A 24,455-nucleotide genomic window follows, 5' to 3' on the forward strand; every position below is an offset into this window, starting at 1 on the left:
TTAAATGAACGTATCTTTAATGAATAGTTGAAATGATTTGTCCAATATAACCTAACCCACGAAAACCCAATTGCTTAATTTAATCCGTGTCTGTTATACAGAATCGCAGGTATTGCAAACAGTTATAAGCTACACCAACACTCAACCGACGACTTGGACCGGAACAAAAAAACATTGTTGTTCATTATATCAGTGGCTTCTGCGCTGCTGATAGTAAAAGATTTTTACTCCATAAAAATCCAGTCTTCTGTGCGTTCTTACATTAATGGCCAGGCAGAATATTCCAAGGGACGAAATGATGCTGCTGTTAACCTCATCAACTATTTACAAACAGAGAATTTGGTTTACATAGCTGAATTTAAAAAGGCAATCGCTATCCCCCTGGGTGATAATATTGCCGGGAACAATTTGCTTGTAAATGGGGATGATTCAAAAACAAAGGCGGGTTTTTTAGCGGGAAACAATCATCCCGCAGATGTCAGTGATATGATATGGTTTTATAAAACTTTTTCATCTTTTGCGTTTGCACAAAAAGCCATCAAATTGTGGGGCGCAGCGGCACCCCACGTCAACCGGCTGAGTACGATAGGCGAAATGGTTCAGCAACTGCAGCAGCAGGGAAAACTTACCCCCATTGCCAAAGAGCAGCTGATTGAGGAAATAGATGGTATATCAGTGCTTTCATCTGAGTGGGAAAGCGCTTTTTCCCGGGTGCTGGATGATACAGCCAGCGATATCAAAATCGTGCTGCAAACTGTAAATATCTTCCTGATCCTGTTAATTATGTCCATCAGCTTCCTGTTTGTAATGAAAATCATTAACAGTTTAAATAAGTCTGAAAGTGAATTGAAGGCGACGGTCATAATGCTGAATGATACCAACAGGGAGTTGGAAAATTTCAGTTACGTAGCCTCGCACGATTTAAAGGAGCCGCTCAGGATGGTAACCAATTTTTTAGGCCTGATAGAAAAAAAGTACAACAACCAGCTGGATGAAACGGGGAAGACTTACATCCATTTTGCAGTAGATGGCGCCAGCCGCATGAAAAAACTGATTGATGATCTGCTGGAATACAGCAGAACCAGCATCAATAAAATTACTTATGAAACGGTTGACTTAAACGAAGTTATCGACAGACTGCGAACAGATTTCCAGGATGTACTGGCTGAACCCGGGGCCGGATTGTTTGCGGAAGCCATGCCACAAATAGTTGCAAACAAATTACAGATGCAACAATTATTGCAAAACCTGGTTGCCAATGCCATCAAATATCGCAGTGAAGCAGCACCACAGATATACATCACTGCAAGTGCTACTGCAGACCATTGGGTTTTCGCGGTCAGGGACAATGGGTTGGGAATTGAGGCGGAATATTTTAAAACCATCTTTGTTATTTTTCAGCGTCTGAAAACTAATAAAATACAGGCTGGTACAGGCATTGGCCTGGCCCTCTGCAAGAAAATAGCCGAACGCCACGGCGGCGAAATCTGGGTGGAATCTGAGCCCGGTAAAGGCAGTACTTTCTTTTTTACTGTGTCAAAGCAGCTGTAAGCCCTCTTCCTGTACTGCTACAAATGGCTGCAACTTAATTGGTGCGATGTCGGCTGCAAATCCTCATAGCAGCACCGCTTTTACTACTCATTCTGTAGCAGGAATGGAACGCAGCTGCTCTCTGAATCAATTTTTACTGGTCCATCTGCATCAGGCCCAGCAACAAAAATGCTGTTGTAGTTATTTAATTATCCGCCTGTAATAATATGGCTAAAAAAAGCTATAAGATGGTTAACGTGCGCAGGTATAGCATCCTTTAATTATACTTTTGACGTAGCTGGTAAAATTGGAATACTGCATCGCAGTTTATACCACCGGATAACTAAGAAGTTATATCAATCCCATGAAACAAAAGAAACTGCTGTTATTGGTAGTATTAATAGCATCCATCATACTAATCCTCACAAACTTTTATACCATAAAAGTATTGTCTGCTGTAAGGGCTTATATCAATGGGGAGTCAGAATTTTCAAAAGGACAAAAAGATGCCTCTATATTTTTGGTTACCTACCTGCAGACAGGCAACAAAGAATACATGTATGGGTTTAGCAAAGCGATCAGTATTCCCATCGGCGACAACATTGCCAGAACAAGTTTAACCAATAACGATAAAGATGCCTTAACCACGCAAGGTTTTTTGATGGGTAGAAATCACACCGATGATATCCCCGATATGATCTGGTTGTTTAAGACGTTCCATAACATTTCCTTTATGCAGCAGGCCATAGAAATTTGGGCGGCCACTGAACCGCTAATTAACCGGCTTGATTCTTTTGGTCACAGCATTTATTCGCTGAAAGAAGCAGAAAGATTAAGTGATGCTGCCAGGCTGCAATCGATAAGAGAGATCAGTGATATCTCTACGCGGCTTTCAGAAAAAGAGAGTGCTTTTTCGCAGATACTTGATAAAGTAGCAAGAGATATTAAAACGTTTTTACAGTGGTTAAATATTTTTCTCATACTGGTTATATTGGGGGTTACAAGCCTTTTCGGAATGCGCATGCTGAACAGTTTAAGTGCATCCGAAAGAGCCCTGAAAGCAACCATCATTGAATTAAATGATACCAACAGGGAACTGGAGCATTTTACGCACATTGCTTCCCACGATTTAAAGGAACCGCTCCGCATGGTGACTGGTTTTTTAACACAGCTGCAGGCGAAATACAAAGATCAGCTGGATGATAAGGCACATACTTACATTCATTACGCTGTTGACGGTGCCACACGCATGAAGCGGCTGATTGATGAGTTGCTGGAATACAGTAAAACAAGCATCAGTCAGGTGGTGTACAAAAAAGTAGATTTAAATGAATTAATGGACGAGGTGAAAGCAAATTTTCAGGGTGTGTTGAATGAAACCGGGGCGGGCATTGTGGTGGGCGCACTGCCGCAAATAAAAGTAAACAGAACGCAGATGCTGCAACTGTTTCAAAACCTGCTGGGCAACGCCATTAAATACAGGAGTGAAGCTGCGCCTGAAATTTATGTAAACGCCACATCTAACAATACCCACTGGGTGTTTTCGGTGCAGGATAATGGTCGGGGAATAGAGCCGGAGTATTTCAAAAAAATATTTATTATTTTTCAGCGCCTTGAAACAGATAAAAAACTGGACGGAACCGGTATTGGTTTGGCCATTTGTAAAAAAATAGCAGAGAACCATGGCGGCGAAATTTGGGTAACATCAAAACCGGGTAAAGGAAGTACGTTCTTTTTTACCATCTCAAAGCAATTATAAAACGCCCGTGGTTGTTGCGTTTAAAGCCCGTTCAAATCATCCTTTAACCGCATACAGCGACTCTGATCATTTAAGAAATCACACTATTTTTTTTATTGACAGATATCATCCTGTACAGTATCTGTCGTCATCATTATTGTCTGTTGCAGGTGGTAAACTTGCAGTAGCAATTTAATATTTCCTTCTGCTGCAAATAATTAAAAGCAGCATATCCTTCCTCCTTGTAAAGACCAATACAAACTCCGGTACTCTCACGATTTAGTCCCTTCTCCACAAGAGATAAAAAAAATTGCTCACCTAAATTTTTTTTATGAAAAAGTTATACTACCTCTTAACATTAAGCGTCCTGCTTATTAGTTTTCAGCAAGCCGTTGCCCAGTGTGTCGTTTCCGATTTAAAAATACGGCTCAATGGCATTAATCCCGCTACATGCGAAGCAAGTTTTGATTTATCCTGGACACAGGATATCAACAGCGGCAATAAATTTGCCTATGTGCATATCTGGTCCCAGCCTGCCTATCACACACCAGCCGCCAATTGGGTTGGCATGTACAGCACCCCCCAGCGTTACCCCGTAGCGGCCGACCTGGTAAATGTTTTGTCTACCTTTGTTATTGATGACAACCAGGCTGACTATCCTTTACCGGGAACAGTGTATCATCCTGATCCGTCGTATACATTGCCACCCCAACCGGGTTTGTACATTGTGAAAGTGCACCTCAACAATACGTTGATCGAAAGAATGTCGGTTGAAAATATCAAGGTAATATTACCTTCCTGCACAACTGTTCAAACTTTATATTTTGATGTATGGACAAGCGAGGCAGCCAATGGCCGCAGTGTCAGCTGTTCGCTTACAGGCCAGTCTGTTGCTGTCAATCAGTTGCGGGTACTGGGCCTTGTCAATTGCACCAATCCGCCCGGCTTTAAACTCATCCTGCAAAACAACGGACCTGCACTTGACAATGTTTCGTATAAAGTGTATGTAGATTATGCGCCTTACCATGTGCTGAACACCTCCGACACGATGGTTTTTGCAAGTACGCCAGTTAACCTGGCAGCCAATGCTACTGCTTCTTTTCCGGCAACAGGTTTTCAGCCTTACCAGGATGCTTTTTATTCTTCCACGCAGCCTTTGCTTGCGGAAGTAGCGGTCGCACAATGGCCAATCAGCATCGTATCAGCAATAGAAAGCGGTTGCGGTGCACTTCCGGTGAGACTGACGACCTTCACCGCAAAACGGGCAAGTGAAGGTGTAGTGCTTAACTGGCAAACAGCCTCAGAACAAAGCAACAAGGGGTTTGAAATTCAGCGCCAGCTGAGTGGCGGCGACTTTACGCCGGTTGGGTTTGTTGCAACCAAAGCCTACAACGGCAACAGCGATGTTACCTTAAGTTATGATTATACGGACGCTGATAACACGGCCGGTTCAGCGCCTGTTTTTTACCGCCTGAAACAGGTTGATATCAATGGTAAAATTGGTTTCAGTGAAATCAGGGTTGTACGAAACAATGCCAGTAAGGAATGGATCATATATCCAAACCCTGCGCAGGCCAATGTGAATGTTTTAATACCTGCCGGTACTGGTGCAGTTGACATGGTGCTGAATGATATGGCAGGCAGGGTAGTGAAAAAATGGGATGGCCTCGTTACCGAATACCTGCAAATAAATAACGTTCGGCCCGGCGTGTATGTACTTAACGCTTTTGTAAAGGCAACCGGCGAAAGGGTGGTACGAAAGATTGTTATTCAGTAAGTGAACAATACAATTATTGAGCGTATAAAAGCCGTTCTGTTTGTTGCAGAACGGCTTTTTAGTAAACTTATTTTTTACCTATTCAGTAACGCTGTAACCGATTGTGGGCGGATATTGTATTGAAAAGTGTGCTCCATAACATTCTGCAAACGGCAATCAGTACTTGGATTGACAATTGTCATCAGAGAAAAAAATACCTGTTTGTAATTTTAATTATTCAACGGCGATCACTTACACTTTAATGATTGAAGCAATGAAAAAGTTCCTTTCCATTTTGGTTTTACTACTGGTCAGTACAGGCGTATTTAGTCAGCAAAATCAGACCATCAATACATCAGCAAGCACCATGCCCGGTGTAGCCCAAAGCCAGCAGGACAAACCCATCAAAATAACAACGGTTAATGATTACCTGCGCAAAAGCAGAATACAAAAAACCTTCGCCTGGATACTGGCCGGCATTGGCGCTGCATTTATAATAGCTCCATTAGCCGATACCAAATCAACCGAAACCAACAACACCGGCTGGTTTAATTTTAGCGGTCTCGAAAAGAGTTTAGACGCGGCTTCATACACCCTGGGAGCTGTGTTTATCGGGGCCAGTGTACCGTTATTTATAGCCGGGCACCGAAACAAGCTGAAAGCAGAAGGGGAGGTGGGGCTGATGCGGCTAAACGCACCGCAATGGAGCAGCAATGTATCTCCTGCATTTCCTTCAGCCGGTATTAAAATTTATTTCAGGTAACCATTGCCCGCGGTGTACGCAGCGGGCATACAACTAATATTGTTTATGAAACATGCAGCAACTTCAACAATAAATAAAATAACTGCAAAAGCGATTCATTCTTTTGTACAACATCTGCCGGCAGGAAAAAGTGTATTGTTATTGTTACTAGCCAGTGCATTGCTTTCGGGATGTTTTTTGCACTATTACAAAACCAATACAACGGAACAGGTCAGTACGACTGTGATGGAAAAACTGGTCAACACCGATAAATATTTTATTGTTCATTTTCCCGATAAAATAATGGGATTGCAAAATGTTAAACTGGCAAACGATCGCCTGCAGGCAGAGCTGGTGGCATTGCCCAAAGAACATAGTTATTATACAGCTCCCGTGGTAAACGAAGCCAATAAAATGAAGGCGAAGTACCAGCAGCAAACCCTGGTGGAAGTGCACCTGTACCTGTCTGCCCCGGCGGATGCGTCTCATACCTTTGTGACCCTGCCTTTAAGTAATATTAAAAGACTGGACGTTTACGAACTGGATGCAAAAGCAACAAAAAGCAACCGCATACTGAGTATTGCCGGCGTTACTATAGGTGCATGGGTTGTATTTACAGTGATTTTATTAATCGTGAATCCACCTGTATTTTTTTAATTTTTCGCTGTCTTAAAAATGCTTCGTACTGGTGCTTGCCTTTAGCGATTTTCTGCAGCGTTTGTTGTTAAAAGCACAAGGTTACCCAACCTTTTTATAGAGTGAAACATCTTGTTTATAAGTGGGTAGTACGACCCATTTTACAGTAAGATAAAAGCACCATATCCGGGAGGAAAAATATTTTGATGGTAGATTGATTGATGGTTTCGTTGAGGGCCTTGCTGTTGCAGGGCCCTTTGCGATGTTGGATTATCCTTCCATCGGAAGGGAAGGAGCGGTGCCTCCAACCTTTTTCAGGCATCCCGTCTGCGAGGACATTATTTCCTTCTTTATTCAGAGAGTTCAGTAAAGGAGCTTCTTATATAATTGCAATAGTTCTCATTTGCCTCATCCTCCAACTCCTTCTCCTTAAGTGAGAAGGAGGGGCACATCAAACCAGCATTGGGCATTAATTCTACCACATCATCAGTTGTTCTTTATTCAACCAGCGTTCACTAATTTCCAGATAAGAAATTCTTTCAGCAAACATTACAAGAAAAAGTAAACGCTCCAAATTACCCCCCTTTAGGGAATAGGGGATGCGCCGTTAATTCCAGCAAATCCTGCTTCCCCAACTGCTTCAAAATCCCCACATCCGTGCGTATCAAATCATTCACCAATGCCTTTTTTCCCGCCTGCATTTTCATGATCTTTTCTTCAATCGTATCCGGGCAAATCAGGCGTACGGCTACCACATGCTTTTCCTGCCCGATGCGGTAGCAGCGGTCGATGGCCTGGTTTTCTACCGCCGGGTTCCACCAGGGATCTACTAAATACACATAATCCGCTTCCGTTAAATTGAGGCCCGTGCCACCCGCTTTCAGGCTGATGAGGAAGACACGGATATCGTCATTGTTTTGAAACGCATTCACTGCCGCAGCTCTATCTTTTGTTTGCCCCGTAAGGTATTCAAACGGAATGTATTTGGCGGCGAGCTCTTTTTTGATCAGGTTCAGCATGCCCACAAACTGCGAGAACACGAGTATCTTATGGTGCTTGTGTTTGCTTTCAATCTGTTCCACCAGCACTTCAATTTTCGCTGCCGTATCACCGTAAAAAGCATCGTCTTTCAGCAGGGCGGGGGAGTTGCAGATCTGTCTTAATTTGGTAAGGCCCTGCAGCACATGCATGCTGTCTCTTGGTAAATCTTCTTCCGGCTGGTGCAGTAAATAATTGCGGAATTCCTTTTCATAGGCGTCATATACTTTGCGTTGTTCAATGCCCATTTCGCAATAAATCACCATCTCTGTTTTATCCGGTAACTCCGTTGCCACCTGTTGTTTGGTGCGGCGCAAAATAAACGGGTTTACTTTCTGCTGCAGTTCCGCCGCCCGTTTGCTGTCGCCAAACTTATCAATGGGTTGGGAGTAGATGTCTTTAAAATATTGCTGGTTGCCCAGCAAACCCGGACAGGCAAAACTCAGCTGACCATACAAATCAAATGTATTGTTTTCAATCGGCGTACCCGTTAACACCATCTTGTTGCCGGATTGCAATAAACGGCAAGCCTTGTACCGTTGCGAATCCGGGTTTTTAATCGCCTGCGATTCATCTAAAAAGATATAACCAAAGCGAAAGCCTTTCATAAAATGAATGTTCGATACCAGCATGCCATAACTCGTCAGCACCACATCATAGTCTTTAAACGTATGGTTATTTTTTACGCGGTTATTGCCATGTATGGTGAGCACCGAAAGCGATGGCGCAAACTTTTCCAGCTCTTCCTGCCAGTTAAATATGATGGAGGTGGGTACTACTACCAGGTTGGTTTGTGCACCACGTTTTTGGCGCAGCAACAACATAAATGCAATCACCTGTATTGTTTTACCCAGGCCCATATCATCCGCCAGGCAACCGCCAAAATGCAGCTCGTCTAAAAAGTTCAGCCAGTTCAAGCCCTGTTGCTGGTAATGGCGAAGGGTTGCCTGTAAACCTTGCGGGGCGGGCACTTCGGCAATGCGTTCAAAGTGGTGCAACTTGTCGCTATAGCTGGCCAATTGTTCCTGCACTTCTTCACTCAATAATTGTTTATCGTACAAAGCCTCCACCGTTGCGAAGTTGATAAACGGTGTGCGGATCTGTTCGCCTTCCACTTCGCCTGCTTCAAAATAGGCGGCCATTTTACTCACCCATTCAGCAGGCAGCATGCCCAGTGTACCATCATCCAGCGTAATATATTTGCTTCCGTTCTTCAACGATTTATGCAACTGCCGCAGGCTTGCTTTCTGGCCGCCATAGCGCACTTCCAGGTCGGTATTAAACCAATCTAAGCCGCTGGTAACTTTAATGTGTACACTGGGCTTATTCGCATTCAGGCGGTTGTTTTTAATTTCATTAAAGCCCAGTATTTTTATATGGTGCGCCTGCCATTGTTCAAAGGCATCTAAAAACCAGGCGTCTTCTAAAAATTGTTTTTTGGTAAGGTAAAAAGCCTGCTGGTGCAGTTGCTCAGCAAAGTCGGGATGTTGTAACAGCAGCAGTGCCGTAAAATTATTTTCCAGCACTTCATCCCGTTCCACAATAAAGGCATTGTTTTTTTGATCCCTTGCATACAGCTGCCTTTTGCTCAGCACACTCACTTCCACTTCGCCATAGCGCACCACCGGGCTTATCATTACATGCACGTCCGCATCACTTAAATAAATCAGTTGCTGCGGCGGTTCATCAAAACCATTTTCTTCCAGCTGTTCTTTGGTGGCCGCCACCAGCCAGGCGTAGTGGATGCGGATGGTATCTTCCAGCGGCGCCAGTATGGTCTTCCTGAATTCATCCATCTTTTGCCGGTGCACCACTACAATGTTATTGTGCTTTTTAAAGTACGTCATCACCCGCAACAGGTCAAGATTGGCCACCAGGTGCAGCACGTTATCAGCATGGATAAACCAGCCATATTTTAAGGGCAGATTATTGAGCGCATAGCTTTTATCACCAATGGCCAGTTGCCCGCTGATCTCGTAGTAATCGCCTTTTAAATACACCGATAACTGCAGGCCTGTTTGCAGCAAGGCCAGTTGTACGGGCACCAAACTATTGGCGCCAATATTTTCCGACAGGGCAGGGTTGTGCCAGTACATAGGCAAGGCCAGCGGGTTCTGTACAATGCTCCGCAAAGCCTGCAGGTGTGCGGCTTCCGGCGTTTTTTGATGGTTGTTGGTAAAGGCCACCACACCCGTATAAAATTTTATCACGGCCGCTTCAGCGCTTGTCCATACCATGGCTTCGGCGTTGAGTAGTTGCAGCGGATTTTTTATTTTACCACTTGTGGTGGTCGGCGCTTCGTACAGGCCCACCTGCAGGTGCTGGTAGTATTTATGCGCACTCAGCACCAGTATCGTGGTGAGGGTTTCCGCTTGTTTCGCAGCCCGTTTTTCCCGTGGAGGCAGCAGCTCTTCTGCCAGTTGTTTCAGTGCCGCTTCGTTTACCGGTTGCAGCGCTTTCATTCGTGGCTCTATGCGAACGGTTTTGTTTTGCCATACCAGTTCAAAATGTTCGTCGGGGTTGGGCGATTGCTCCAGCCCGTAGTTTTTCGCCACCGCATGTATCTTATCGTGGCGAAAGGCCGCATCAAAAAACAGCCGCAGGTCGGGCCGCTCCATGATGTTGTACAGCACCTGCGCCTGGTGACTGCATAGTTTGTGGTTACCATAGTTACAGCTGCAACCCAGCGCCAGCGAGCCTTTGTTGTACTGCACCCATACCGGTGGAAAAACCAGCCCACCTCCCGGGTTGCTGAAAGTACCCGTATTGATGTCAATCATATCCGGCTGCACCGCAAAAAAACGGTCGGCACCCGTATCCGGCATAGCGGCGCTGTTGGCCAGTATAAAGGCCGGCGTGAGGTTTGAAAATTGAAAGTTTTCAAAAATAATTTCCGTTGCGTTGTATGTTAAAATGGGTGAAGCCATGCGGGGTGTAAAAATAAGGCAGGCGCATTTAGCAACCGTTATGGATTGCTTAATTTTTGCACCAGCATTTTTGCTTTGGGCGGCATCGTTGTGTCACTCACTTGTACGGCATACCGTTGAGGGGCTTTATGGAAGCGGTTGTGCGTTTACCAAAATAAAAGGTACGTTCACGTAAAGTTTTATTTTGGTATTTGTTTTTATTGTACATTGTCAGCCACTTACTTCTTTTGTCCCAGCAATCAATTTTTAACCCTAAACAACTTGCCCATGATAGTGTATCCCTCTGTCCGTTTGATTTCTTGTATTCATTTACTTGTTATGTGCCAAACAAAGCGAAATTCTAAAATTTAAATAAACAGCTATGAGCAAAGTACTATTTATTGCGTTCGCAATTGAAGACGAGCGGCAAAGAGATTTCTTAAAAGGACAATCCCTGCATCCAAGAGCACCGTTTGAATTTATTGATATGTCTGTAAAAGAGCCTTATAGCTCAGAGTGGAAAGAGCGAGTACGGACTAGAATTAGACGTTCTGACGGTGTTGTAGTTTTAGTTAGCAAAAATTCACTTTCATCCAGTGGACAGAAATGGGAAATTGAATGTGCTAAAGAAGAGAAAAAAAGAATATTGGGAATTTGGGTTTACTCTGACGACCGAACTAACATTGTTGGAGTAAGCACAGTAGTTTGGTCAGACATTAATATTTCAACTTTTATTGATAGCCTTTAAAAAAAATCTTATGAAAATTGCTCTAATAATTGGGATAAATCACTATCCTAACGGCGGCGACCTTTATGGTTGTGTAAACGATGCATATTCAGTAAAGGCAATTTTAGAAAGAAATTTTGACGGTTCGGTAAATTTCGACTGTAAATTATTGACCGCATCAAATGCAAAAGAATCACTTGACAGAGGAGAAATTAAAGATGCCATATCACAATTGTTTTTAACAAAAGCCGAAGTTGCCCTGTTGTATTTTGCCGGTCATGGACATATTGAAATTACAGGCGGCTATTTGCTGGGTAGCGATGCAAAAAGAGGCGATGAGGGAGTTTCTCTAAACGACATATTAATTTTGGCAAATGAATCAAAAGCTACGAACAAAGTGATTATTTTAGATAGTTGTCATTCAGGTATTGCTGGAAATGCTCCCAATATAAAAGACAGCGCATTAATTTCAGAAGGCATAACAATTTTGACAGCTTCTACATCTGACCAATATGCATCTGAAAAAAATGGTAGCGGCGTTTTTACGACGCTATTAGTTGATGCTCTGAGCGGCAGTGCTTCAAATATTTTGGGCGACGTTACTCCTGGTAGTGTGTATGCTCACATAGACCAATCACTTGGTGCTTGGGAACAACGACCTATCTTCAAGACGAACGTTAGAAACTTTATTTCTTTACGGAAAGCAGCTCCATCAATTGAACTAGATGATTTAAGAATGATTAAAGACTTGTTTCCAACGGCAGGTTATGAGTTTAAACTTGACCCTACATATGAACCTGAAATGAAAGGGCGTGATGCAGGAATGCCAGACCCGATTTACGACAATACAAAAATATTTTCAGCTCTTCAAAAATACAACAGACTTAATTTACTTAAACCAGTGGACGCTCAGCATATGTGGAATGCAGCAATGGAAAGTAAATCATGCAAGTTGACAGCTTTAGGAGAACATTATAGAAAACTTGCTGCAAACAACCGAATATAGTGGCACATATAACATTGAATTAGTTATATATAGGTACTACGAATATATTTTTGGCTTTTATTCGCTACATAAATTAGGATTAGCGGGCGAATAACGTCGGATAAAAAATAACAATGTGGTTTCGGCGGCCGTCGTTGGTCTTGTTAGCCGTTGTTGATAGGGATATTTCATGTAGCAGTAAATGTTTTTGATTCGTTTGCCTTTAGCCATTACGTCCCTAAAATCGTCGGCTATCACGGGGGCCATTGTTGGTCTTATTGACCAACAACCGAAGCGAACAACAAAAACAGTTGCGACTAAAAATAGTATCTTTCATCAATGGAAATTTATCCTGTACACTGGCCTCAGTTTTACACTGCCACGATTCTGGAATGGAAGCCGTTGTTAAAGCCAGCTAAATATAAAGACGTCATTATCCAAAGCCTGCAGCATCTTACAGCAACAAGAAAGATAACACTATATGCCTTTGTAATTATGGATAATCACCTGCACATGATATGGCAGGCAATAGGAGATAAAACCCCTAAGCAGTTACAACATAGCTTTATGAAGTTTACAGCGCAGCAAATAAAATTCGACCTGGTAGAAAATCATCCGCTGGTACTTGATAAATTCCGGGTAAATGCTAAAGACAGGACCTACCAGTTTTGGGAGAGAAATCCGTTGGGTATTGAATTGTATTCTCACGATGTGTTTATGCAGAAGTTGGAGTACATTCACTGGAACCCGGTAAAGGCCGGCTTATGCAAGTTGCCGGAAGAATATTATTATTCATCGGCTAAATTTTATCATACGGGCATTGATGAATTTAACATGCTGACACATTGCTGAACCTTCCGATTCGGTTGTTGGTCAATAAGACCAACAACGGCGTTTAAAATGGAAACTTATCCAGGAGTTCAACAGTTTCAAAAGATGTTTGCGCCAGAGGAGGCTTGCGTTAATGGGAAGATCATAGTCGTTGTTTTTACAAACAATGACTGGTAGAGGAAGTTAGCTTCCGAAAATGAATACCATAAAATATTTTACCTTCCGCCAATAATAAAATAAAAAGAAATTATGTTGAAATTGCTCGTCTCGATTGCTGTATCAGGTATCCTGTTTCCAGCCTTTGCTGCTGATATCAATATTTATGTACTACCTGGCGGAAGCGGGAATGGTTCAGCGCAAGCGCCCACTACTTTACAAAAAGCAATAGCCATGCTGCCCGGTTTAAAGAAATCAAACCCAAAAGGCACCATTACTATTTTTCTCCATGATGGAGCGTACAACCTGGACCAACCGATCCTGATGACACCTGAAAATGGTGGCACCGGTGAATTGCGAATTATTTTTAAGGCTATGCCAAATGCGCATCCTGTGGTAAGTGGGGGACAACAAATTGTTATGAAGGGAACCAACATCTTATCTGCAACAATTCCGTATGTTGACAGCACAAAACCCTTTGATTTGTACATCAATGATAAAAGAGCCGTGAGGGCAAGAACACCGAATATTGATACTTATTTCACCCTGGGAAAAGTACTCAGTGTTCCCGATAGTCAGCATACACTACGATTCACACAGCAAATTCAAATGCCGTTAACGGAGTTTAAAACACTGGCATCATTACCTGCAAATGAGGTGCAAAAAGTTTGGTTCAATATGTATCACAAGTGGGATAATACCATGCGGACCATTGATTCATTAAATCCGCTTAATAACTCATTTTATTCAACTGGCGTTATAAATGGCGATTGGGCATTAATAGATCAACCAGCGCTGTTTTATATTGAAAATTATCCCGCTGCATTAGACACCACCAACGAATGGATACAACAACATGACACGATTAAATATATCCCGGGCAAAAATGTACATGAAGCGAAAGCCGTGATCCCCGTGTTGGAAAAACTACTGATTATACAAGGTGATTCAACACATCCCGTAGAAAATATGTTGTTTGAGGGCATCGCATTTAAATATTGCAATTATCATTTTAAGGGCTACGAGGCATACCAGGCTGCCCAGGAAATTGACGCGGCTATCATGGTTGACAATGCGCAGGATATCCGCTTCAACCATTGTGAAATAGCACATACCGGGCAATACGCTCTTTGGTTAAGAAAAGGCGTGCAGCGTTGTGCCATTACCAACAGCTACCTGCACGATTTGGGTGCCGGTGGTATCAGGATCGGGGAAACGGTTATCCGCGAAAACAAGGCTCAATGGACGTCTTACAATACAGTGGACAATTGCATTATACATTCCGGCGGCCTGGACTTCCCTTCGGCAGTCGGGATCTTTATCGCTCATTCCGGGAATAATATGATTGCTCACAATGATATTGGCGATTTCAGGTACACCGGTATTTCAGTGGGCTGGGTTTGGGGATATTCGTTTAGCCCTTCGGTAAATAACAAAATAATCTACAACCACATTCATCATATTGGATGGGGCGTATTAAGTGATATGGCCGCCGTTTATACATTGGGTATCTCCAACGGAACGGAAGTAAGCCATAACCGGGTAAACGACATCTATTCCTATGACTATGGTGGATGGGGGCTTTATACAGACGAAGGTTCAACAAATATTTTGCTGGAAGACAACCTGGTATACCATACTAAAACAGGAGGCTTTCACCAGCATTATGGAGAAAATAATATTATCAAAAACAACATTTTTGCTTTTAATGAAAAATTCCAGGCACAGTTCTCAAGGGTAGAAAAACACCACAGCCTGGATTTTAAAAACAATATTATATTAACGGATAAAGGCTATTTATTGCAAGGTGCCTGGCAAACCGGAAACGTTAGTATCGACAGCAATTGCTATTGGAATATGAATAATAAAAAAGTTGCTTTCATTCAATCTACCGGGGCTTATGGCGCTCATCCCGAAAATTATTTCACGTTGAAAGAGTGGCAGCAAAAGAGTGGAAGGGATTTGCAAAGTATTATGCAGGACCCCGGATTTGTGAATGCAACAACGTATGATTTTAGATTTAAAAATCACTCCGCAATAAATACAATCGGCTTTAAGCCCTTTGATATCAATGCGGCAGGAGTCACAGGAGACAGGGCATGGAAAGCATTGGCAACATTACCTGCAACCGTTATTGAAGCATTTAATTCATCCGTTGTTAGAAACATGTTACAATAGATGCAGTTACTTTACATTCGGATTGTCTGATTGAGTTGCGGAGGGGTTTTATGGAAATCACATGAATATTGCTGGCCTAAGCTGTGAAGAAAAGGCGGGACAGAAAGATAAAAATTAACCTTTCGCAACGTTCCGGCTTTGCTTGAAAGGCTCTTTATATGCGAACCAAAATAGAATTGTATAATCAGCATGTATACGTGTTTGGCGTCTTAGAAGAAACGGATTAACTTAGCTTAACAAACGCCCGACTCTTATTATTAAACCTTTCAGCCTGCTGCCAAATGCTGCTTATTTACCGTATGAAACGATTGTGCATTACGCTATGCTTATTCACCTGCTTCTTTTCAGTCAGGGCTCAAGCACCGACTTTACAATGGGTAAGAACTTTCGGCTCCGATGCCAATGATTTTGCTACTGCGGTGGCCATTGAAAAAAACGGAGACGTAATTACAGCCGGTTATTTTGCGGGAACGATCGATTTCGATCCCGGACCGGGCGTATACAATTTGACTACCAACGGGCATTTCGATTTTTTTGTTTTAAAACTGGATGCTGCAGGCAATTTCATCTGGGCCAAAAGTTTTGGCAATACAAGAGCTGACGAAGCGATTGCCTTGAAGTTGGATAACAATGGCAATGTATATATCACGGGTGCATTCGATGAAACGGTTGATTTTGATCCCGGACCTGGCGTATACAATTTACCCTTATCCGGCCCAAATGGTTTTGAAGCCTTCATGCTAAAATTAAATTCCAACGGTGATTTTGTTTGGGCCAGAAACTGGTTTAATGCAGATCTGATGTCAATTGAAATAGATGGCACGGGTAATATTTACGCAACAGGCCCTTTTTTTGGCACAGCTGATTTTGATCCAGGGCCGGGTGTTCATAATCTTACCGAATATAGCTTAGATACTTACAACGTAGTACTGGATATATATGTCTTAAAATTGGATGCTGCAGGTAATTTTCAATGGGTAAAACAGATGGGTGGAAAAAGTACAGACCAGGCACAAAGCATAAAGCTGGATGCGCAAGGAAATATCTTGACAACGGGTACTTTTCAGGGCACAGCAGATTTTGATCCGGGACCAGGAACTTTTAACCTTACAGCGACGGGGGCTTTGGATATATTTATTTCTAAACTTGATGCCAATGGCAATTTTATTTGGGCAAAGCAAGTTGGAGGTACATTAGAAGATCGTGGAAGAGATATTGAAGCGGATGTGGATGGAAATGTGTACGTGTGTGGCAGCTTTGCTTCAATTGTTGACTTTAACCCTGGTACTGGAACATTTAATTTAGATGGAAATGATACTGCTGGTACTTCATTTATTTTAAAATTAGATGGCGCCGGCAACTATGTTTGGGCAAAACAATTTGGGACTGGTTTTGGATCTTGTGATGCCATTGAATTAGATAATGCAGGCAATGTTTATACTACAGGAAATTTTCAGGGTGACAGTGATTTTGATCCCGGCCCAGGCACCTTCAACCTTAACTCGAACGGGCAAATAGCCATCTTTATTTCTAAACTGGATAATGACGGAAATCTTATTTGGGCAGGACAAATGGCCGCCAGTGGTAATTACAATGTCGGTCTTGATGTACAAGTTGACCAAACAGGAAATATCTACACTTCGGGTTTCTTTTGGGAAACCGTTGACTTTGATCCAGGCCCGCCTGTATACAATGTAACAATGGTTGCAACGGGTGATGCTTATGTTCAAAAGCTAAGTCAATGTAAAAATATCACTTACGCATCCATCAACGCCAATGCCTGTAGTTCCTATACACTCAACAATAAAACGTATACAGCAACCGGCATCTACCGGCAAACCAGGTTAAACAGTTCCGGCTGCGATAGTATTATCACACTGAATCTTACCATCGGCGGTTTTCAGGCAACTTTTTCAGCGACAGCTTGCAACAATTATGCATGGCAAGGAAAGACCTATACAAACAGTGGAATGTACACAGCTCAATACAAAGACATTTATGGATGTGATAGTGTGTTAAACCTGGATCTCACCATTAAGAAAGGAATTAATACTGTTGTTGATACTGCGATATGCGAAGGAGAAACCTATTCAGGGCATAATACTACAGGAAGTTTTACTGATTTATTCAATGCCATAAATGGATGCGATAGCAGCAGGTTGCTTCATCTCACGATCAAAAAAAAATCGGTTTCCACCATTAGGGCTACTATTTGTGAAGGAGAGTCTTATGAAAGTTATGATGCATCAGGTACTTATACAAATATCTTTACATCTTCAAACGGCTGTGACAGCACCCGGACTTTATATTTATTAGTGAACCCAAAAAAGCATACAGGAAAAGATGTAACCATTTGCGAGGGGGAGAAATGCTTTGCGGCGGGTAAGGATCAATACAGTTCTGGTATTTACAGTGATACATTGCAATCTTATACTGGCTGTGACTCGGTTATTATAACGACATTAACTGTCACGCCTAAACCAAGGCCTTACCTGGGGCAAGACAAAAACCTTTGCACGGGCAATTCTATAACATTTAATCCTGGTGTTTTTGCTTCCTATCAATGGCAGGACATGAGTACTTCGCCCAGTTATATCGCTACCAATACCGGCCTTTTTTGGGTAAAAGTAACTGACAACCGGAATTGTTCTGCGATTGATACTGTTTATATAAACGCCATAGCTCCATTGCCTTTCAATTTTTTAAAGCAAACAGATAGTATTTGTACGTTCGAAAAATTGACCGTGCAACCTATCAATTCATACAGTGCTTATCTATGGTCAACGGGTAGTACTTCAAATTCTATTACCATACAGGCGCCCGGATCATATATTCTTGCCGTTACAGATGCAAATGGTTGCAAAGGAACAGATACCATAACAGTATTCCCCAGGCAGTGCATTACTGATGTTTTTGTTCCAACAGCTTTTAGCCCAAATGGCGATGGAAAAAACGATTTATTTAGAACAACCGCTTTCGGCACCGTACAATCTTTCAAACTGGAAGTATATGACCGATGGGGCAAATTGGTTTTTGAATCTAATGATCCAAACAAAGCTTGGGACGGCCTTTATAAAGGCAGGCCTTATGCTACTACTGCTTTTGTGTGGCGATGTATGTATCAATTGGGAGGGCAATCAGCAGTATCAAAAAAGGGCACATTGCTTTTAGTACGTTAATTCCTGTTGCTTCATGTTAAGCCTAAGGTAGCATAATTCTCGCCGTTGTTGGTAGGTTATGAATGTTGGCGTAAGTTTTTTGATTCGTTTGATTTTAGTTGGTATGTTCATAAAACGGTCAACTATCCCGGAGGCGCCGTTGTTGGTCTTGTTGACCAACAACCGAAGCGAACAGCAAAAAAGCCGCAACTAAAAACAGTACCTTTCATCAATGGAAACTTATCCCATACACTGTCCTCAGTTTTACACCGCCACGATTTGATAATAGAATGGAATAATTGTATGGCAATTGACTTTGACGAATAGCTATGATAAAACCGGAATCAATAAACTGGAAACTCATTCTTGTACTATCCTTTGTGGGTATGGTATTTTCAGCATTATTTCATTTTTACAATCACCGAATATTTACACCAACTATCTGGTTATGTTTATCAATGATTTTTGCTTTTATCCTGATCGAGCAATGCTTTACCAAATTTTTTCTGCATGGTTTTCTTTTAGGAATTACAATTCTTTTATGTTCTGTTTTATTAAAGTATACAGTGTTTGACGGACAGATAATATCAGGAAGTCTCTATAATAAAATGACAAACGTGACTCAAAAATTTTCCGAAAATCAAACCCTGTCAAGAGTCCTGCTACGTTCTTTTATTCTTTGCGTGTTGGGCGGTTGCTTTCAAGGGTTAATAACATTTGTATTTCATAAAGCAGACCAATATCTAAACCGGAGAATTGAAAACAATTAACATTTATGCTCTTGTTAGTAGAGGTATTTCAAGTAGTAGTAAATGTTTTTGATTCGCTTGCCTTTAGCTATTCCGTCTTTAAAATAGTCGGCTATCACGCCGGCCATTGTTGGTCAACAATACCAGCAACGGCTTAGTTTCCATCAACGACCAATAAAAAGGCCCCAACCTTTCAGTCAGGGCCATTGGGTTTTATTCTTTCAAAAATTTGATTGTATTTAAAATATTCTCAGCAACTTTTTTACCCTGTTCGGTACTTTTTTCAAGTGTTGCCCGGTAATGCAGACCACCATAAAACCGGCTGTCGGATATTTCATTACTCAGCTGGGTAAAACTGGTATAACTGCGGGAAGGATAATTAAGATAATCGTACGTATGCAGCGTGAAGTGAAAATTTTCACCAAAAATTTTACTCATCATAGCAAGTATGGCGCCACCTGTTGTGGAATGGCCGGAAGGAAATTCAGGATGATTGGGTGTAGGAATATAGGTTGACCAATTGGGATCAATATAAGCACGGATATAAGTAACAGGACGAATCTGGTTGAAAATGTATTTATTGGTAAAGAGTATAATGCCTGCCTCATGCCCTGCCAATCCAACTTTTACACAAGTGAGCGCTGCCATATCAAGTGTTGGCTTTGCAAGGTCTAAAGCCTGGGAGAGGAGCGCAATATAAGTACCACCAGGTGTATAACCAGGTACATCTTTAAAGTAATCGGCCATCGCTTTTTGATTGGCTGTCAGACTAAGTGTCGCATCATACACTTCCTTTACCATGTTCCAGAAAGGTGAACCGGGAGTGGTGGAAAAGGGTGGTGGGGGAGCCAGTTCAGTACCATTCGCAACTCCTGGTACCAGTTTTCTTAGTTGATAGTTATAAGCGCCTACGGGTGGGGTTGCTGCAGTGGGTACCCAAAGACCCAGCCCAACCGGTGGAACATAAGGCGGATTAACATTGGCCGAGCCATCGGTAGCAGCCCATTTGAAAACCCTTATGGCTACTTCTTTTCCAAATGCAATAGAGCGCTGCAATGTTGCCGCATCCGTTTCGCCTGCATAAGTTGCCTGCCATGCGTTTTCAAGATTAGTCATTGCAGTTTTATTTGCATCAGCAGTTGCCGGAAAAAGTCTCCGGTTCATTTCGGCAAGGGCAGCATTAGCGCTCGCTGCCCAATGATAAGCTTTGCCCGGCTCTGCAGAAGGCATGGCCGGAAAATCGGTTAACTGGCCTGACAAAGTTTGGTAAGCAGGCATGCCGGGAACCACGGCTTCGTAAAGTGCAATACCACAGTATGCCTCGCATCTGTCTGTGGCCTGGCCTGCTGTACCAGCTGGCAGCGGCACTTTTAGCATTTGAAGTTGCAGGTTGATCCAACTGACAACAGCATCGGAAGCAAATGTTTTTGTTTGTTTTAAATGCCCACTGCCCTCAACTGCATCTTTAAGTTGAGCCAGCTGTTCGTTGCCAGGTTTAGCTTCTTTATCAATGTTTTTTTGACAGGAAAAAAGAATACAAGTGCTAAACGTCAACAATATGAAACGTTTCCATTTTAAAACTTGTTTGGTTGTGTGCATAATGATAGATTTATAGTAGTTAAAAAAAAGCCGGTGATGTATTGAATGAGTGAAAATTAATTTTCACCACCAGGTTTTGTTGCTTTTTTGCAGGCATGCTGATATTTTGTTCCGGTAAAATAAACAGTTGCAGTTTGTACCAATCCGTTGCAATGCGGCCATCGCTCCTGTTTTAAAGCCCATGCTGGTAAGTATGATAACGGGTAACATTTTTTTACTCCCGGCGAATAAAACCGTAAAAAATGCGAATTGTAAAATTGTTGCTTTCATTGTTTGTTTTTTTGATTGACACAACGGGTAACAGACAATTGCCTGCAGATAAAATGCAAGCCATCAATTAAAAATCAGGAGTACATAAAGCGTTTTTGAAACCGCCTGCTCAATTGCAAAATGGAGCTGTATCAATAGATGTTGGAACAAAGAAGATCAAATAAAAATAATCTTGCAGGCTATGGGGGAAGCAAAAAATAAACCGGTATTTTAGAAATTCATATAAAAATAGGGTGCCGGGCAGCACATGTAAATACCGATTTATAGGTATGTCAGATCTCAATGCTTTTTAAGCCAATGCTAAAAAATGATGAAAACTAAAGCCCTGCAGTATTTTACCTCCCAAATTACTTTCCCTGAAGTTGAAAAATTTGTATTTTGTAAAAAACCGATCTAACTATACCGCCAAAATACCAGCCATGCAACATGAGCAATTCAACCGGGAATTCAATAAAATGTTCAAATGGTTCGCAAATGACACCGTTCCGGAGCGGCTGCAACTGGAAGCTGATCTTTATAAAAAACTCTGGAATTTTTCGCTCGTTGGAGAATCTTATTACTTTATTCTTAACCACAATACTTTATCATTTGAGTATGTCAGCAAAGAAATTAAATCCGTTATGGGCTTTGATTCATCCGAGTTTGATGTGGGATTTATGAACTCCAGGCTGCATCCCAACGATTTTACGTGGTTTTTGTCGCTGGGTGAAAAACTGGTTAATTTTTTTTCTACTGTTCCGGTGGAAAAATTAAAAAAATATAAAGTAAGGTACGATGTGCGCTACCGGAAAAAGGACGGTACCTATGCCCGCATTCTTTACCAGGGCCTGATGCTTGAACACGACGAAAACGGAGGGATACTTAGAACGCTTGGCGTGCATACAGACATCACTTATTTAAAGCAGGATGGTAAACCCACGCTTTCGTTTATTGGCCTTGATGGTGAACCTTCTTTCGTTGACGTAGGCCTGCAAAATAAGTTTATTGAAAGAACGGATGAATTAACAATGCGGGAAAAAGAAGTATTGCACCTGTTGATTGAAGGGAAGTTGAGCAAGGAAATCGGTGATATTTTAAACATCAGTAAGCAAACAGTAGATACCCACCGAAAAAATATGTTACGGAAAAATAAACTTACCAATACCAGCGAATTGATCGGCAAGGCCATCCGTTACGGCTGGATATAAATTTACTTGCAGGCTGGTTGAAGTTGGATATGCCGGTAAACAAATGGGTAAAGCATTACGATAACTGAAGTAAGCATATTTCCGCCTGGAGTCCTCGCCCAAAAGCCTTCCAGGCGGGTTGCTACACATATAGTTTAAACTAACAACCAGCACCAGGGGCAGTACCCGCAGGCTTATAAGGGCACAGTACCTGCTTTTTTTGTAATGAATAAATAACCCCTTCATAGTTCGTGCGACACACTAACCACGACGGGGTTTTTAAACCAACTTTTTTACGTCAACCCGGTACGTTACCAGAATCTAAAAATAGGTGTAGGTTGTAATCGCAATACTGCCGTCACTTCCGGTTAACTTTTGCGTGCTAATTCGGTTGCTGCTATCAAAAGTGTAGGTATAATCAACGCTGCCGCTTGCTGTACCGTTGAAGCTGACTGTCTGCTTTTTTACCAGGTGATGTTTTTTACCAGCGTCAGGACTGGGCAGCCCGGTGATGAGCGGCGAAACATAACTCTGGTCCGTATAATATTCATAGTCGTTCCTGTTATTGTCGGTATCGGTTTCTGATACCAGATCTCCGTCAGCATTGTAAGTACTCGTGGTAATATTGTTTAATTCTGATCCGGTAACGGCAGAATAATAGTATTCCTTAAAAGTGACAAGCTGGTTAGCGGTGTTATAAATGTACTTTTCTGTACTGGTATCCTGTGTGTCGTTATATTGAAAAGTGCTGTCCAGCAGTCCGCTGCCGTTGATATAGGAATCTTCATGCAAAGTGATCACATTTGAACCAAAAATATCCATGGAAAATTTATTGGCTGAAGGGTAGGAGAAAACAAAGCGGTCAGCGGCGGATGTAGTGGAGGTTAAGCCAGCGATACGGTTATTGTCATCGTACGAGACGTTGCAAGTCACCGTTTCATGAAAAACACCGGGCTGGTTTACATCGATGGTATAGGTCTTAACTCTGTCGGCTGCGGCTGAAGTGGTAGAACTACTGTCTTTTTTACAGGCGTTCAGCAACAATAAGGTGGCAAAAAAGAATACGGCGGTAAGAATTTTTTTCATACTGATTTACAGGTTTAAGGACGGTTTATTTATCGGCGTTTAAAAGCGGGTTGAATGGTTGATTACTTTTCAAATATATACCAGGAATATTTGTGCAACAGGGATTTTCGACCAAAATTTCCGGACGGTGTTGCCGTGCAAATAACTTAAACGAACAACTTGCAAAAGATGATTTGCCAACCAATGCGGAATGGGATACGCGTATGTTTGCCGGGATCGCAGTTGTTGGTAAGTAATTTCAGTTGTGAATGTTTTTGATTCGCCTGACTTTAGCCGGCACGTCCTTAATATAGCCAACAAGACCCAAACCGGCACTCAGCAAGCATATTGGGGCAGTAAGTTTTGGCGTGAAGCAATTCGTCCTGGAAGAAAGCTTAAGATTTACGGCCCGTAATGTAATGCTCAAGATTTCCTATTATAAATCCTTATCGTAGATGGTATATTTTACAATATCACCAATAGAGATAACACCTATCAATTCATCGTTTTCCAACACAGGCAGATGGCGGGTAAATTTATCAGTCATCAGTTGCATGCATTCATCAAGTGTGTTGTCTGGATGTACAAATAAGGGGTTGCTTGACATGATATCCCTTACGAGCGTTTCTTTCGAGGAACGCCCCTTCAGAACTACTTTGCGGGCATAGTCACGTTCTGTGAATAAACCGGCCAGTTTCCCGTTTTCTATTACAACTAAAGATCCGATATTTTTTTCTTCCAGCTCTTCCAGTGCATCATACACAGAACTGCCGGCGCTTATGCTATGTACTGCATTGCCTTTTTTTTGCAGGATATTTCTTACAATGCTCATATTACGAGGTTTTAAAAACTACATTGCTCTGTTAAGTTAGCGCTATTTTTTTTATCAAACAATACAAAATATTTTTCTTCCCTCCTGCGTCTCCTGCTTTAAAATATTGCAGGCAACGTCTCTGCGTCCGTGTTGCTACTTGTAATGATGGCAAACATTTCGTTTTCCTTTAAAGTAAGTAACAAGCTAAGCGAATCTGAGGGAAGTAGTTGTTGCGAATAAGAATTTGCGGCACTAAAAAGAAACAGAACAACGATAATCATTATCCTTATTTGAACGCTGCTGATTATAGGCATGGTGTTAAGCTTTATTAATAATCAAAATACCAGGATTCAAAATTTATTAACCGGGAGGATAGGGGGCAGGCAACGCACCGGCTTTGTGATAGAAGGT

General features: G+C 42.1%; 17 protein-coding genes. 11 read left to right on the plus strand and 6 right to left on the minus strand.

What is annotated here, in order from left to right; genetic code table 11:
* The first annotated feature begins 177 nt into the window (after positions 1-177).
* The 5 genes from JWR61_RS14305 (at position 178) to JWR61_RS14325 (ending at position 6,423) form a co-directional block, all read left to right on the plus strand.
* The gene (locus JWR61_RS14305) at positions 178-1,551 is read left to right on the plus strand and encodes an ATP-binding protein (protein WP_301928448.1); all 1,374 of its coding nucleotides are present in this window, start codon (positions 178-180) and stop codon (positions 1,549-1,551) included.
* Between the two features lie 343 nt (positions 1,552-1,894).
* Entirely contained in the window at positions 1,895-3,289 is a 1,395-nt protein-coding gene (locus tag JWR61_RS14310; RefSeq protein ID WP_301928449.1) for an ATP-binding protein, read from the plus strand.
* 310 nt (positions 3,290-3,599) lie between these two features.
* Positions 3,600-5,045: a T9SS type A sorting domain-containing protein gene (locus JWR61_RS14315; protein ID WP_301928450.1), complete on the plus strand. Its 1,446-nt coding sequence runs from the start codon at positions 3,600-3,602 to the stop codon at positions 5,043-5,045.
* Positions 5,046-5,298: 253 nt separating this feature from the next.
* Positions 5,299-5,787: a hypothetical protein gene (locus tag JWR61_RS14320; protein ID WP_301928451.1), complete on the plus strand. Its 489-nt coding sequence runs from the start codon at positions 5,299-5,301 to the stop codon at positions 5,785-5,787.
* A gap of 45 nt (positions 5,788-5,832) precedes the next feature.
* Positions 5,833-6,423, plus strand: coding sequence for a hypothetical protein (locus tag JWR61_RS14325; protein WP_301928452.1), 591 nt, complete (start codon positions 5,833-5,835; stop codon positions 6,421-6,423).
* A gap of 554 nt (positions 6,424-6,977) precedes the next feature.
* Here the strand turns inward: JWR61_RS14325 and JWR61_RS14330 are convergent.
* Positions 6,978-10,367 (minus strand): DEAD/DEAH box helicase, encoded by a 3,390-nt coding sequence (locus JWR61_RS14330; protein WP_301928453.1) that lies wholly within the window; start codon positions 10,365-10,367, stop codon positions 6,978-6,980.
* A gap of 361 nt (positions 10,368-10,728) precedes the next feature.
* Here JWR61_RS14330 and JWR61_RS14335 point away from each other — a divergent pair, with 361 nt between their 5' ends.
* The 5 genes from JWR61_RS14335 (at position 10,729) to JWR61_RS14355 (ending at position 18,402) form a co-directional block, all read left to right on the plus strand.
* Positions 10,729-11,094: a TIR domain-containing protein gene (locus tag JWR61_RS14335; RefSeq protein ID WP_301928454.1), complete on the plus strand. Its 366-nt coding sequence runs from the start codon at positions 10,729-10,731 to the stop codon at positions 11,092-11,094.
* A 10-nt stretch (positions 11,095-11,104) separates the two neighbouring features.
* Complete coding sequence (locus JWR61_RS14340; protein ID WP_301928455.1) at positions 11,105-12,079, plus strand: caspase family protein; 975 nt, start codon at positions 11,105-11,107, stop codon at positions 12,077-12,079.
* A 318-nt stretch (positions 12,080-12,397) separates the two neighbouring features.
* Entirely contained in the window at positions 12,398-12,910 is a 513-nt protein-coding gene (locus JWR61_RS14345; RefSeq protein ID WP_301928456.1) for a transposase, read from the plus strand.
* 228 nt (positions 12,911-13,138) lie between these two features.
* Positions 13,139-15,223, plus strand: coding sequence for a right-handed parallel beta-helix repeat-containing protein (locus tag JWR61_RS14350; protein ID WP_301928457.1), 2,085 nt, complete (start codon positions 13,139-13,141; stop codon positions 15,221-15,223).
* Positions 15,224-15,522: 299 nt separating this feature from the next.
* Positions 15,523-18,402, plus strand: coding sequence for a gliding motility-associated C-terminal domain-containing protein (locus JWR61_RS14355; protein WP_301928458.1), 2,880 nt, complete (start codon positions 15,523-15,525; stop codon positions 18,400-18,402).
* A gap of 941 nt (positions 18,403-19,343) precedes the next feature.
* Here the strand turns inward: JWR61_RS14355 and JWR61_RS14360 are convergent.
* Complete coding sequence (locus JWR61_RS14360) at positions 19,344-20,729, minus strand: vanadium-dependent haloperoxidase (RefSeq protein WP_301928459.1); 1,386 nt, start codon at positions 20,727-20,729, stop codon at positions 19,344-19,346.
* Between the two features lie 63 nt (positions 20,730-20,792).
* Positions 20,793-20,999 (minus strand): hypothetical protein, encoded by a 207-nt coding sequence (locus JWR61_RS14365; protein WP_301928460.1) that lies wholly within the window; start codon positions 20,997-20,999, stop codon positions 20,793-20,795.
* 419 nt (positions 21,000-21,418) lie between these two features.
* Between JWR61_RS14365 and JWR61_RS14370 the strand changes: the two genes are divergently transcribed.
* Positions 21,419-22,186 (plus strand): LuxR C-terminal-related transcriptional regulator, encoded by a 768-nt coding sequence (locus tag JWR61_RS14370; protein ID WP_301928461.1) that lies wholly within the window; start codon positions 21,419-21,421, stop codon positions 22,184-22,186.
* A 300-nt stretch (positions 22,187-22,486) separates the two neighbouring features.
* Here JWR61_RS14370 and JWR61_RS14375 read toward each other — a convergent pair whose 3' ends face one another.
* From JWR61_RS14375 to JWR61_RS14385, 3 genes are all read right to left on the minus strand, one after another.
* Positions 22,487-23,251 (minus strand): hypothetical protein, encoded by a 765-nt coding sequence (locus JWR61_RS14375; RefSeq protein WP_301928462.1) that lies wholly within the window; start codon positions 23,249-23,251, stop codon positions 22,487-22,489.
* Between the two features lie 415 nt (positions 23,252-23,666).
* Positions 23,667-24,062, minus strand: coding sequence for a CBS domain-containing protein (locus JWR61_RS14380; RefSeq protein WP_301928463.1), 396 nt, complete (start codon positions 24,060-24,062; stop codon positions 23,667-23,669).
* Between the two features lie 98 nt (positions 24,063-24,160).
* Positions 24,161-24,325, minus strand: coding sequence for a hypothetical protein (locus JWR61_RS14385; RefSeq protein ID WP_301928464.1), 165 nt, complete (start codon positions 24,323-24,325; stop codon positions 24,161-24,163).
* Positions 24,326-24,455 lie beyond the last annotated feature (130 nt).

Source organism: Ferruginibacter sp. (assembly GCF_028288465.1).
GTDB lineage: Bacteria > Bacteroidota > Bacteroidia > Chitinophagales > Chitinophagaceae > Ferruginibacter.

What these genes read in the sequence shown, in the direction of transcription:
- JWR61_RS14310 (WP_301928449.1), top strand. Translation starts at nt 1,895, where the DNA reads ATGAAACAAAAGAAACTGCTGTTATTGGTAGTATTAATAGCATCCATC.
- JWR61_RS14315 (WP_301928450.1), top strand. Translation starts at nt 3,600, where the DNA reads ATGAAAAAGTTATACTACCTCTTAACATTAAGCGTCCTGCTTATTAGT.
- JWR61_RS14320 (WP_301928451.1), top strand. Translation starts at nt 5,299, where the DNA reads ATGAAAAAGTTCCTTTCCATTTTGGTTTTACTACTGGTCAGTACAGGC.
- JWR61_RS14325 (WP_301928452.1), top strand. Translation starts at nt 5,833, where the DNA reads ATGAAACATGCAGCAACTTCAACAATAAATAAAATAACTGCAAAAGCG.
- JWR61_RS14330 (WP_301928453.1), bottom strand. Translation starts at nt 10,367, where the DNA reads ATGGCTTCACCCATTTTAACATACAACGCAACGGAAATTATTTTTGAA.
- JWR61_RS14335 (WP_301928454.1), top strand. Translation starts at nt 10,729, where the DNA reads ATGAGCAAAGTACTATTTATTGCGTTCGCAATTGAAGACGAGCGGCAA.
- JWR61_RS14340 (WP_301928455.1), top strand. Translation starts at nt 11,105, where the DNA reads ATGAAAATTGCTCTAATAATTGGGATAAATCACTATCCTAACGGCGGC.
- JWR61_RS14345 (WP_301928456.1), top strand. Translation starts at nt 12,398, where the DNA reads ATGGAAATTTATCCTGTACACTGGCCTCAGTTTTACACTGCCACGATT.
- JWR61_RS14350 (WP_301928457.1), top strand. Translation starts at nt 13,139, where the DNA reads ATGTTGAAATTGCTCGTCTCGATTGCTGTATCAGGTATCCTGTTTCCA.
- JWR61_RS14355 (WP_301928458.1), top strand. Translation starts at nt 15,523, where the DNA reads ATGAAACGATTGTGCATTACGCTATGCTTATTCACCTGCTTCTTTTCA.
- JWR61_RS14360 (WP_301928459.1), bottom strand. Translation starts at nt 20,729, where the DNA reads ATGCACACAACCAAACAAGTTTTAAAATGGAAACGTTTCATATTGTTG.
- JWR61_RS14365 (WP_301928460.1), bottom strand. Translation starts at nt 20,999, where the DNA reads ATGAAAGCAACAATTTTACAATTCGCATTTTTTACGGTTTTATTCGCC.
- JWR61_RS14370 (WP_301928461.1), top strand. Translation starts at nt 21,419, where the DNA reads ATGCAACATGAGCAATTCAACCGGGAATTCAATAAAATGTTCAAATGG.
- JWR61_RS14375 (WP_301928462.1), bottom strand. Translation starts at nt 23,251, where the DNA reads ATGAAAAAAATTCTTACCGCCGTATTCTTTTTTGCCACCTTATTGTTG.
- JWR61_RS14380 (WP_301928463.1), bottom strand. Translation starts at nt 24,062, where the DNA reads ATGAGCATTGTAAGAAATATCCTGCAAAAAAAAGGCAATGCAGTACAT.
- JWR61_RS14385 (WP_301928464.1), bottom strand. Translation starts at nt 24,325, where the DNA reads ATGATTATCGTTGTTCTGTTTCTTTTTAGTGCCGCAAATTCTTATTCG.